Annotated in this window: 10 protein-coding genes; 5 read left to right on the top strand and 5 right to left on the bottom strand. The window is 51.8% G+C overall.

All coding sequences use genetic code 11. The annotated features are described in order from the left end of the window. Positions 1-9 precede the first annotated feature (9 nt). A complete protein-coding gene (locus JK223_RS06295; protein WP_212713356.1) occupies positions 10-882 on the bottom strand; it encodes a helix-turn-helix transcriptional regulator in 873 nt (290 codons plus the stop codon). Between the two features lie 190 nt (positions 883-1,072). Here JK223_RS06295 and JK223_RS06290 point away from each other — a divergent pair, with 190 nt between their 5' ends. Together JK223_RS06290 and JK223_RS06285 are read left to right on the top strand one after the other, a co-directional pair. Beyond that, entirely contained in the window at positions 1,073-1,972 is a 900-nt protein-coding gene (locus JK223_RS06290) for a DMT family transporter (protein ID WP_212713355.1), read from the top strand. Between the two features lie 166 nt (positions 1,973-2,138). Beyond that, entirely contained in the window at positions 2,139-3,353 is a 1,215-nt protein-coding gene (locus JK223_RS06285) for an OFA family MFS transporter (RefSeq protein ID WP_212713354.1), read from the top strand. A 722-nt stretch (positions 3,354-4,075) separates the two neighbouring features. On the opposite strand, the gene JK223_RS06280 is transcribed toward JK223_RS06285, so the two are convergent. Beyond that, positions 4,076-4,879, bottom strand: a complete 804-nt coding sequence (locus JK223_RS06280; RefSeq protein ID WP_212713353.1) for a hypothetical protein — start codon at positions 4,877-4,879, stop codon at positions 4,076-4,078. Beyond that, a complete protein-coding gene (locus JK223_RS06275) occupies positions 4,876-5,346 on the bottom strand; it encodes a universal stress protein (protein WP_212713352.1) in 471 nt (156 codons plus the stop codon). The genes JK223_RS06280 and JK223_RS06275 overlap by 4 nt, the downstream gene beginning before the upstream one ends. Before the next feature lie 441 nt (positions 5,347-5,787). Between JK223_RS06275 and JK223_RS06270 the strand changes: the two genes are divergently transcribed. Both JK223_RS06270 and JK223_RS06265 read left to right on the top strand, forming a co-directional pair. Then, positions 5,788-7,506, top strand: coding sequence for a sensor histidine kinase (locus JK223_RS06270; protein ID WP_212713351.1), 1,719 nt, complete (start codon positions 5,788-5,790; stop codon positions 7,504-7,506). Beyond that, positions 7,503-8,234 carry a LytTR family DNA-binding domain-containing protein gene (locus JK223_RS06265; RefSeq protein WP_212713350.1) on the top strand — a complete coding sequence of 244 codons (732 nt, stop codon included), beginning with the start codon at positions 7,503-7,505 and terminating at the stop codon, positions 8,232-8,234. Before JK223_RS06270 ends, JK223_RS06265 begins: the two co-directional genes overlap by 4 nt. A 49-nt stretch (positions 8,235-8,283) precedes the next feature. Here JK223_RS06265 and glk read toward each other — a convergent pair whose 3' ends face one another. Both glk and JK223_RS06255 read right to left on the bottom strand, forming a co-directional pair. Next, positions 8,284-9,246: a glucokinase gene (gene glk, locus JK223_RS06260; protein ID WP_212713349.1), complete on the bottom strand. Its 963-nt coding sequence runs from the start codon at positions 9,244-9,246 to the stop codon at positions 8,284-8,286. A gap of 275 nt (positions 9,247-9,521) precedes the next feature. Then, positions 9,522-10,760 carry an Nramp family divalent metal transporter gene (locus JK223_RS06255; protein WP_212713348.1) on the bottom strand — a complete coding sequence of 413 codons (1,239 nt, stop codon included), beginning with the start codon at positions 10,758-10,760 and terminating at the stop codon, positions 9,522-9,524. Positions 10,761-11,144: 384 nt separating this feature from the next. On the opposite strand from JK223_RS06255, the gene JK223_RS06250 reads away from it, so the two are divergent. Then, positions 11,145-12,332: a NupC/NupG family nucleoside CNT transporter gene (locus JK223_RS06250; RefSeq protein ID WP_212713347.1), complete on the top strand. Its 1,188-nt coding sequence runs from the start codon at positions 11,145-11,147 to the stop codon at positions 12,330-12,332. Positions 12,333-12,351 lie beyond the last annotated feature (19 nt).

Raw genomic sequence — 12,351 nt, 5'->3', positions numbered from 1 at the left:
CCGGCACCGCTAACGGTGCCGGTCCTGACGGTATACTGAAGGGCTCATTCCGGACCAGCGGCGAAAACGGTGGCTGAAATGGCTCAGTGAATTAAACCCACAGCTTACCGCGATATCTGTCAGTGGTATGCCTTGATATCTGAGCAACTCAGCCGCCTTTGCCATGCGTTTTTCCATCACATACTGATGTGGCGGCCGTCCGGTACTTTGGCGAAACATCCTTGAAAAGTGGTATTCACTTAACGCAGCCTCCCCGGCCAGCGTGGACAACGTCAGCGAATCGCTGAGATGATGCTCAATAAATTCACACACCCGTCTGAGCGTGGCCGGTGCCAGGCCGCCCCGGACCGCCGGCAAAGCCCAGTTAACCCGACTGTACTGCTGTACCAGACAGGTCAGCAGTAACGTACTGGCCGTGCTCAGTAACAGGTGGTTCGCCGGTTGCTGCCAGTCATAATTCAGCAGAAACTGCCGGTAAAGCTGAGTGATTTTTCCATCATCCGCAAAGATTTTTTCATCGGGTACGACATCAGACGGGCTGCGATCCCAGATTTTTTCTGCCAGTACGGATAAATGCTCCGGCGTACAATAGAGATGCACAAATGAGAGGCGGGCACGGACATCCCAGACCGAACCACTGCCGGCAGGCATCAGACAAAAACGATCCGGCCCGCCCCCGTTACGCCATCCGTGGGGCGTTTTATGCCAGGTATCATAACCATCCGCAATATACAGACTCAGCGTGTGGTGGTTGCTCTGGTGGTGAACTCTGTCACACTGGTTAAACCACGAAGCCAGCTGAACCCCGCTGTCCAGTGCAACGCTGTCGAGCAGCCTGGCTTTATGGCGTTGCAGAATTTCCATCGTCTGATAATCAGGCATCTTCTCTCCGCCTTTTCCGGCTGTCAGACGCACAGTGTATTCTGCCGCTGTCCCCGTGCGCCACTAATACCTCACCCGGCACACATAAAAGCGCAGAAATACGCAAACCGGCAGCAGACTGGTACAAATGGTCGCTCTCTGTTTTGTGAATACTGGGGGCAGGAAGAAAAACACTGGCCGGAGATTAATAATGACAATACTGCTCTATTTCGCTGTAGTTCTGATCTGGGGAACCACCTGGATTGCTATCTTTGTGCAGGAACATAATGCTGCAATTCCGGTCACGGTGGCTGTGTTCTGGCGTTTTGCGCTGGCGTCGGTGGTTTTATTGCTGGTACTGAAACTCAGCGGGCGGCTGAAGTCGTTGTCCCGGCAGACACATCTCTATTGTCTCCTTCAGGGATGTACGATTTTCGGGATCAATTTCGTCTGCTTTTATCACGCTGCCCAGTGGATCAATAGCGGTCTGGAATCCGTTATCTTTTCGATGGCGGTTTGCTATAACGCGGTTAACAGCTGGATTTTCTTCCGGCAGAAACCGCCCGCCCGCTTTTGGCCGGCCGTTGTGATCGGTATCGGGGGTATTGTCATCTTATTCTGGCCGCAGTTATCAGAAAACCACGTCTCACCGCAACTGCTGGCCGGCATCGGCTTATCGGCACTCGGTACACTTGGCTTTTCGCTGGGCAATATGATCAGTGTTCGCCACCAACGGCAGCAGCAGGATACACTGACCACAACCGGTTATGCCATGCTCTATGGCGCGTTAGTGATGGCGTTACTGAGCCTGGTGATGGGATATTCACTCGTTCCTCCGGGGAATATCCGCTGGCTGGGCGCGGTCTGTTACCTGGCCATTATCGGTTCCGTCTGCGGGTTCGGCGCTTACTTTATTTTACTGGGACGGATCGGTGCCGCTAAAGCCAGCTGGAGTACCCTGTTATTTCCTCTGGTTGCCCTGGCGTTTTCCGCAGAATATGAAGGGTTCGTCTGGCAACCCCATGCCATTATCGGGCTGGCAGCTATCTCCTGCGCTAACCTGTTAATGTTTATCCGCACTCCCCTGCGGCTTAACAACCACCGTTCATAACCCCTGGCAGCGGCCGGTTAACAGACAGGCCGCTGCCCATTGCTCCGTTTATTCCCCCTCCCCTGCCATTCATTCCCTGAAAACTGCATTTCATGCCATTACCCACACACAAAAGCAGGGATTCATTATGCTCACCGCAGCAGATAACTTGCATGCGGAGCATGATATGAATACAAACTCACCTTTTTCACCCATGACCCGCTGGCTGACACTGGCCGGCACCATTGTTACGCAGTTCGCCCTTGGCTCAGTCTATACCTGGAGCCTGTTTAATCAGCCCCTGTCAGAAAAACTTTCAGCCCCCATCAGTAAAGTTGCACTTTCTTTCGGCTTACTCAGTCTCGGACTGGCAATTGCCTCCTCTCTGGCCGGTAAACTGCAGGAGCGGTTCGGCGTGAAAAAAGTCACCGTCGGTGCCGGTGTGTTACTGGCGGTCGGTTTTTTCCTGACTTCCAAAGCCTCATCATTGCCGATGCTGTATCTCAGTGCCGGAGTACTGGTCGGACTGGCCGATGGGGCCGGTTATCTGATGACATTGTCAAACTGCGTGAAATGGTTCCCGGAACGTAAGGGCGTTATCTCTGCCTGTGCTATTGGGGCATACGGTCTGGGCAGTCTGGGCTTTAAATTTATCTGCAGCTATCTGCTGGTTCACCAGGGGCTTGAACATACCTTTATGCTGTGGGGTTGTATTGCGCTGGTGATGGTGGCTATCGGTGCATCACTGATGAAAGAGGCCCCACGCAGAGAAGCGCAGCCCGGTGCTGTTTCGGTATGTGATTTCTCTCTGGCGGAGTCGATGAAACAACCGCAGTACTGGATGCTGGCACTGATGTTTCTTACCGCCTGTATGAGCGGCTTATATGTCATCGGGGTGGCTAAAGATATCGGTCAGAGCATGGTTCACCTGCCTGCGCTGAGCGCAGCTAACGCGGTCACCGTGATAGCGGTAGCCAATCTGGGCGGGCGCCTGGTTCTGGGAGTCTTATCCGATAAACTGCCACGCATTCGTGTCATCTCTCTGGCGCAGATTATCTCTCTGGCAGGGATGAGCCTGTTAATGTTCACGTCACTGAATGAAACCACGTTTTTCATGGCGGTGGCCAGTATCGCATTCAGTTTTGGCGGAACCATCACCGTTTTCCCCTCTCTGGTCAGTGATTTTTTTGGCCTGAATAATCTGACTAAAAATTATGGTGTGATTTATCTGGGCTTCGGTATCGGCAGTATTCTCGGTTCGCTGGTCGCTTCGCTGTCAGGCGGATTCACCGTCACTTTCGCCCTGATTATGGTTCTGCTGACAGTATCGCTGGTGTTATCACTAACCATTCGCCAGCCGGGCGTACGTTTTGTCTCTACCGCTCCGGTCCTGAATTCCTGACTGCCCGTTTCACCGCAATCACTGTGCCTGCTCACTGTAGCAGGCCTCCTGATCCCCCCGTCTTCCTGAACTGCCCCCTTACCCTCATTCTATCCTTGCCTGTTTGTTTGCTTTTACGTTCACAGACCCCGACAGGAAAATCAGCACAGACCGCTTCATCACTCCACAGCATTGCCGTGAGCGCAAACGGCCTGACGGCACCGGGGGGCTGAAGCGTATGGAGTCCGCAGCGAAGACCGGGAAATAATGGTTCACTTACCCTGCAGCTCAGCCCCGCAGCAGGATCATGGCGGACGTATTAACGGTCATGCACAGTAGCTGAGCCGGGTCACCGGCAATGAATACTTTGGTCCACACTTCATCGGGTCAGTATCTAATAAACAAAGCGTGAAAGCCGGATGGTCCGGTGGCACATCACCGGCAATGAGGGCTTTGATCCACACTTCATCGGGTCAGTGCCTGCTAAACAAAGCGTGGAGGCCGGATAGCCCGGCAGCACATCACCGGCAATGAATGCTTTGGTCCACACTTCACCGGGTCAGTGCCTGCGAAGCAAAGCGTGGAGGCCGGATGGCCCGGCGGCACACAAGAGGCCGCCGGCGATCGACCCGCAGACCAGCACAGCACAGCACAGCACAGCACAGCACAGCACAGCAGGATGACCCCGCCCCAGTGCAGGACGGAATACTCCCGGCATTGAGCCACCGCTCGGTTACCGCCGGTTATTCGGCACTAAGCACCATCATCCGTAACAGGTTTACCGACTGAATCGGGGGTAAGCTGAGAATGGTCTGGTAGAAGTCGATTGTCATATGACAAAGCGCCTGATGATTCGAGGAAGTATCTCCGGGCTCATTCAGTTGTCTGAGCTGATCCCCCCAGCGCGGATACAGCGTACTGACCACTTCTTTCAGGGTTTCGGTCGCCAGTGTTTTATTCAGTGGTTTATCCGGCCCCTGACTGGTCAACAGCAGTGCCTCCATTGCCTGAGCATCTTCCGTGTTCAACGCCGGCGGAAGCAATTGCATCAGATTAACCCCGCCCTCGACCTGGGGATAAAGGAAACGAAAACAGGCGTCGGATGAGAGGTTATCCAGCGTCTTCATTTCATCTACCGACATTGAGACATAATGGATCACCGCATCGTCACTGGCCCGGCCGATCCGCTGATTAATCACATCCACCAGCATACCGCGTAACTGCCCCAGCGCGACAGGCACACTATTACCTTCTCGAACTGAGCGTAAAAACGCCGGCTGAAGCATACGCCAGAGCCCGGGTTCCTGAACTTTCAGTATCCGGTAGCCCGGCAGAGAGGCCATCTCAGCCAGCGCCTGTTGTTCCTGTTTCCGGGCATCCCGTTCAGGTTTACAGGCATAAAACCAATAGAGATTTCCGGCAATGACCGGTAACACGGTCAGCAGAAGTCCGCCGGCCAGTGACAACCGGCTTTTCCTGACAACCAGTGTCCACAAAAGCCCCGATATAATCAGACCAGCAATAGAAGGGATAAGGGTGTCAGTCATACTGAAGGCGAAGGCTCTCGTGATACATCGACTAATACCGGACAGTGTGCCCTTTCCAGGACCGCCGCGCTGACTGAACCTTTCAGAATACGGTTGAACGAAGAAAGATGACGCCGCCCCATGATAATCATTGATACATTGAGCCGGTCAGCCTGTTCAACAATCGTGGTGGCCGGGTCACCGCTGCAAATCATTCCGCGGGCAGGAATACCGGCCTCCGCAAACGGGTTAAGCGCATAGCGCACTATCTGTTCAGCGGAATTACGGGAGTCCAGCGCATCCATCGACAGCGCGTTTTTTTCAGCGGTATCAATTTCAATCGGCTGGCTACAGGCAGCATCATCCGGCGCCACACAACATAAAATAATCACCGACGCCTGATGTGCTTTGGCCTGTTCCAGAGTCACGTTAATCACTTTTTCTGCCATGGTAGCCTGACGATCAATCGCCATTAACAGTGTTTTCATTCTATCAAGCTCACTTTCAGTGAAAGGCGGTTACCCGTTGTCGCATCAGTATATTTTCAGAAAGACATCACGTCGTCTGCGGGTAACTCAGTTTAACGAGCAACTACTGTAGCCTGATTATCTATATTTGTCAGAGGATTGATGCCGTCCGGCGATGAAAAAGGTCCGGAATTGCCGATTACCGCATCCCGGAGTGTAAAAGGAATACTGCGCGGCAGAAACGGGCTTTTAATATATTTTCAATCCTGAAAAATTTGATGTGATGAGGTAAGCAGCTATTTCCCGGTACCTTCAGCCAGACTGGCGGGCCGCCGGCAGGTTAAAAAATTGATCAGAATACCCATTCAGGTGGAATAACCGGGCCCGGTACTGGTGCACAGGGTGAGTTTTTTCTATCATACGCCGCAATTCCTGTCGCATTCTGATCTAAGGCCAGCCCCGATGTTCCTGCACCTTGATAAGCTACTGGCAGTTTTTGATCGGGCAGCCCTGATGCTGATTTGCCTGTTTTTTCTGACCCGGGCCGCCCCTTTCCGCCAGTTACTGCAAAAAGATGACTATACGCCGGCAGAAAAACTGACCGTCATCGTTATTTTTTCGTTATTTGCGCTGTTCAGTACCTGGACCGGGATCAATGTTGATGGGTCACTGCTGAACGTACGTATCATTGCCGTGATGTCCGGCGGGATCCTGTTTGGTCCCTGGGTCGGCATTTCTACGGGGATCATTGCCGGACTGCATCGCTATCTGATCGATATGCACGGGGTCAGCTCAATTCCCTGCCTGATCACCAGTATTCTGGCTGGCGTGATTTCAGGAATGATTTATCAGCGAGTCGATAAATCCAGACGCTGGAGCGCCGGGATCCTCTGCGGGATGTTATGTGAATCCCTGACCATGCTGCTGATTGTGCTCTTCGCCCGCCCTGCCGCCCTGGGCATCGAGATAGTCAGTGAAATTGCACTGCCAATGATCCTCGGGTCGATGAGTATCGGTCTGATTGTTTTACTGGTGCAGAGCGTGGAAGGTGAAAAAGAAGCCCAGGCCGCCCGCCAGGCCAAGCTGGCACTCGATATTGCAAACAAAACACTGCCCCTGTTCCGTCAGGTGAACAGCGAATCGTTACGCCAGGTATGTGAAATTATCCGCCATGATATCAACGCAGATGCCGTTGCCCTGACCAACTGCCGGGAGATTCTGGCTTATGTCGGATACGGCGAGGAACACTACCAGACGGGAAATATCAGCCTGAGCCCGACCACCACCCTGGCCATTACCAGCGGGAAAATCATCATCCGCAATAATGATGAAGCTTACCGTACCCGGGACATCCACTCTATTCTGGTGATCCCGCTGCGGGAAAAAGGTGCGGTCGCCGGCACATTAAAAATCTATTATCGCCGGGCCCATAAAATAACCGGCTCGCTGAAAGAGATGGCGGTCGGTCTGTCACAGATCATATCGACCCAGCTGGAAGTTTCACGGGCCGAGCAATTACGCGAGATGGCGAATAAAGCTGAACTCCGTGCGTTGCAGAGTAAAATTAATCCGCACTTCCTGTTTAATGCACTGAATGCCATTTCTTCCTCTATCCGGATGAACCCGGATACCGCACGACAACTGGTGATCAATCTTTCCCGCTACCTGCGCTATAACCTGGAGCTGAGTGATGACGAAACCATTGATATCAAAAAAGAGCTGTATCAGGTGATGGATTACATCGCTATCGAACAGGCGCGTTTCGGCGATAAGCTCTCGGTGATTTACGATATTGATGAAGATATTGCCTGCAAAATTCCTAGCCTGTTAATTCAGCCGTTGGTGGAAAATGCCATTGTGCACGGTATACAGCGGAGCCAGGGAAAAGGTGTGGTCACCATTACGGTCAGAAAGACAGAAACCTGCGGGGATGTGCATATTTCGGTGCGCGATACCGGTGACGGGATCAGCGAAGACGTTATTCGTCGGGTAGCCGGTAATGAGATGCCCGGGAACAAGATAGGACTGCTGAATGTTCATCATCGCGTCCGGTTGCTGTACGGTGAAGGGCTGTGTATCCGCCGGCTTTCACCCGGCACCGAAATCTCCTTTACCGTGACTAAAGACGTCGCGCCTAAGCCTCCCGACCAACGACAGTTCAGTCCGGAGAATATTACGTGAAGGCCATAATTGTGGAAGATGAGTACCTGGCGCAACAGGAACTCCGCTGGATGATACAGCATCACAGTCATATCAGTATTGAGGGCTGCTTTACCGACGGTGTGGATGTCCTCAAATATCTGCAAAGTCATCAGGTGGATGTGATCTTTCTCGATATCAATATCCCGTCGCTGGACGGCATGCTGCTGGCAAAAAATATCAGTATGTTCGCCGTGCGCCCGTTAATTGTGTTTATTACGGCCTGGAAAGAGCACGCCGTGGAAGCCTTCGAATTAGAAGCCTTTGATTACATTCTTAAGCCCTACCAGGAATCCCGTATCGTGACAATGCTGAATAAGCTGGAAAGCAACTGGAAGGCGCAGCAACACCCTGTGGCTCCCCGGGCGGCGGAAAAGATCCAGCAGACTATCAATCTGGTAAAGGATGACCGGATTATCGTGACCAATATCCACGATATCTGTTATGCGGAAGCTCATGAGAAGCTGACCATCGTCTATACCCGGCGAGATCAGTTTATTATGTCGATGAGTATCAGTGAGTTTTGCCAGCGGGTTCCGGAAAATCAGTTCTTCCGCTGTCACCGCTCTTTCTGCGTCAACCTGAACCGGATCCGCGAAATTGAGCCCTGGTTTAATAATACCTATATCCTGAAACTCCATGAGCTGGAATTTCAGATCCCGGTCAGTCGCAGTAAAGTGAAAGCGTTTCGCCAGCTGATGAAGCTGTAACCGTCCGGTCAGTACCGGTGCGGTTACAGCGAACTATCACAGGGTGTAGTTACAGCACCACACCCAGATACTGACGCATATGCGCACCGGCACCTAACAGCCCCGGCTGATCGTGGGTGATCAGGTAGACAGGAATATCCTGAACATAGGCACGGAAACGCCCCTTATCTTCAAAGGCGGCACGGAAACCGGAGGCTTTAAAGAATTCCAGGAAACGCGGCACAATCCCCCCGGCAATATAAACACCGCCAAAGGTGCCAAGCGTCAGCGCGAGGTTGCCACCGAAACGGCCCATGATGACACAGAACAGGGACAGCGCACGGCGGCAATCGGTACACTCTCCGGAAAGCGCGCGTTCAGTCACATCCTGAGGCTGTAATACCTCCGGTTCACGGTTATCTGAAATCACAATCGCACGGTAAATATTTACCAGCCCTTTCCCGGACAGTACACGTTCAGCAGAAACACGGCCACGTTCTGCACGCAGCACGCTCATGATCATATCTTCTTCTTCGGTGCCACAGGTAAAATCGACATGACCGCCTTCGCCCGGAAGACTGACCCAGCGTTTATCCACATGTACCAGATGACTCACGCCCAGCCCGGTCCCGGCACCATAGATGGCAATAGGTTTACCGTTAACCGGTTCATTGCCGCCAAACTGAATAACATCCTCATCACTCAGACACGGAATAGCCATTGAGACGGCGGTAAAATCGTTGATCACTTCCAGATGTTCCAGACCAAGATTTTGCTTCATCTCTTCGATGGAAAATGCCCAGTGATGATTAGTCATCTCGATCCAGTCATCTTTGACCGGACAGGCTATCGCAATACAGGCAGCCTGCACTTCCGGCTGTTCCGAAAGATAGTGACGGATGACATCCTCCAGGCTCTGAAAATCAGAGGTAGAGAAGGTTTTGGTCTGTGAGATGTTACCGTTACTCACCTCACACAATGCAAGGCGGGCGTTAGTTCCGCCGACATCGCCGACCAAGGCATAGTTTGTCATTCTTATGCTACTCCGCTTGGGGGTAATTGATGGTGAAGACGCAGTGGCGTCTTCAAATTATTTCTTCACCGGGAATTCCGGTGAAATCACATTATAATTTTTACAGTCATCTACCATACCTTGCAGAATACCCCATGCACATAGGTAAGATGCTGAATAATACCAAAGAAAACTTTTTACCCTTGACAGTCACACCTGCCACTCCGGGAGTAACCCCGCCCTTTCAGAAGGCGTTCCGCCATCCGGCTGAGTTCAGACCGGAGATTTGCAGATTACTACAATAGTCCCGGAACTTCACCTACCAACAACCCGAGGTTAAGCATTATCACCAGGACAACTATCACACAGCCGGTGATACGTATTTTTTTACTGTTCACCAGTTCACCCATCAGACGGGGATTACCGGTAAAGACCAGTAAAGGGATCAGGGCTAATGCGATGCCAAAACTCAGTAACACCTGGCTCAGGACCAGTACCCGGGTCGGATCCATGCCGGCAATAATAACGATAAAGGACGGCAACATCGTCACGACACGGCGTACCCATAACGGGATGGTAAAATGAATAAACCCCTGCATAACCACCTGGCCGGCCAGTGTCCCCACCACCGTAGATGACAGACCGGCAGTGACCAGACTCAGACCAAATACCAGGGCGGCCGCATTTCCCAGCAGGGGTTTCAGGGTCACGTAGGCCTGATCCAGTTCCGTTATACCGGTATGCCCATTAAAATGGAATACAGCCGCGGCCGTGGCCATCATCGCCAGATTAACAAAACCGGCAATCGTCATCGCCACGGCGACATCCATTTTTGTCGAACTGTAACGCTGGCTGCGGTTACCGCCGGTATCCCGCTGTGTCAGTGCCGAGTGCAGATAAATCACATGCGGCATAATGGTGGCACCCAGTACCCCGGCCGCCAGATACAGGGCATCCGTTTCCGGTAATGCAGGCACCACCATACCGCGCAGTAAGCCTGCAGGATTCGGCTGAGAAAAGAATAATTCAATGACATAGGCTACGGCGACAAACAGCAGCATTCCGCCGATCACCCATTCCAGTGGCTTCTGTCCGCGATTCTGTAACATCAGGATCAGGAACGTCGCGATGCCGGTGACTACCGCCCCTTCCAACAATGAAATGCCGAACAGCAGTTTGAACCCTAAGGCTGCACCGATAAATTCCGCAAGGTCGGTCGCCATCGCGATTATTTCGGCTTGCACCCAATAGAACCAGACGACAGGGCGGGGAAAACGGTCACGGATATGCTCAGCCAGGTTTTTTCCGGTGGCAATCCCCAGTTTCGCAGAGAGCAACTGGATAAGCATCGCCATAATATTTGCCCAGACAACCACCCACAGCAACTGATAGCCATAACTGGCACCGGCCTGAATGTTAGTTGCGAAGTTTCCGGGGTCGATATAACCAATCGCCGCAATGAACGCAGGCCCCATCAGTGCCAGTTTCACTTTTCTCTGTTTGTTATTACGTTCAGTAATCTGACTGTCTGGCATCTGGGTTCCCCGGAGCTATGGTTGACCCCCACTCTACCTGTAAAGCATCAGGGGTGTTAAATCGATAATAATTATTACATCAATAGACGGAGCTAAAAAGTATAGCACTGGCTATACTTCGAACCCTCACGTTACCCGATTAGCAAAATTTGAGCAAAGGATTTTGTGAACAGTTTCGCCGGGGGAGAATGAGAAATTAACAGAAAAACGACAGATTATTTAATAATCCGATACATTCCATACAAAAGCACACACTGTCTGCGTCGGTTATTCAGAAAAAACAGCGAGATCTTTTGCTTATATTGGGTTTTGGATCTCGTTTTTATGCGGCGTGTTACATAGAATACACCACAAAATATAACTCTCCTCAGAACCGGAGCCCGCATGGCACACATTTTTCACTTTATTCTGGCAATGGTGGTTGTCGCAGTCCTTGCCTTACTGGCAAGTAAAAACCGTAAACAAATTCGTATCCGCTACGTTATTCAGCTATTGGTTATCGAAGTTCTGCTGGCATGGTTTTTCCTGAATTCAGAAGCCGGTCTCGGTTTTGTCAGAGCGTTCGCAGGTTTCTTCGATACGCTGCTGAAATACGCCGCCGAGGGAACCAACTTCGTCTTTGGCGGAATGAATGACAAAGGCATGGCTTTCTTCTTCCTGAACGTCCTTTGCCCTATCGTTTTCATCTCCGCGCTGATCGGTATTCTTCAGCATTTCCGGGTGCTGCCATTGGTCATCCGCGCCATCGGTACGGTACTGTCCAAAATCAATGGTATGGGCAAACTGGAATCGTTCAACGCGGTCAGTTCATTGATCCTTGGGCAGTCTGAAAACTTTATCGCTTATAAAGATATCCTCGGGAAGATGTCCCATAACCGTATGTACACCATGGCTGCCACGGCGATGTCTACGGTTTCCATGTCTATCGTCGGTGCCTATATGACGATGCTGCAGCCTAAATATGTGGTCGCCGCCCTGATCCTTAACATGTTCAGTACTTTTATTGTGCTGTCGATTATCAACCCGTACAAAGTCGAACAGGAAGATGATCTGCAACTGAAAAGCACCCATGAAGGACAAAGTTTCTTCGAAATGCTGGGTGAATACATCATTGCCGGTTTCCGTGTCGCTATCATTGTGGCGGCCATGCTGATTGGTTTTATTGCGCTGATCTCTGCTATCAATGCGCTGTTTACCAGCATTTTCGGTATCAGCTTCCAGGGTGTCCTGGGTTACCTGTTCTACCCGTTTGCCTGGATCATTGGTGTTCCTGCTAACGAAGCGCTGAAAGTCGGTAGTGTCATGGCGACCAAACTGGTGTCGAACGAGTTTGTCGCCATGATGGACCTGCAGAAAATGGCCAGCCAGCTGACTCCCCGCTCTGAAGGGATCCTGTCTGTCTTCCTGGTCTCTTTTGCTAACTTCTCCTCTATCGGTATCGTCGCGGGCGCTATCCGCGGTCTGAATGAAGAGCAGGGGAACATTGTCTCCCGTTTTGGTCTGAAATTACTTTACGGTTCAACGCTGGTCAGCCTGTTATCCGCAGCGGTTGCCGGACTGGTTCTTGCCTGATCCGACACACAGACAAAAA

This window comes from Tatumella sp. JGM118 (genome assembly GCF_018257515.1).
Taxonomy (GTDB): domain Bacteria; phylum Pseudomonadota; class Gammaproteobacteria; order Enterobacterales; family Enterobacteriaceae; genus Tatumella; species Tatumella terrea.
This window is presented reverse-complemented; position numbering and strand designations above follow the sequence as displayed.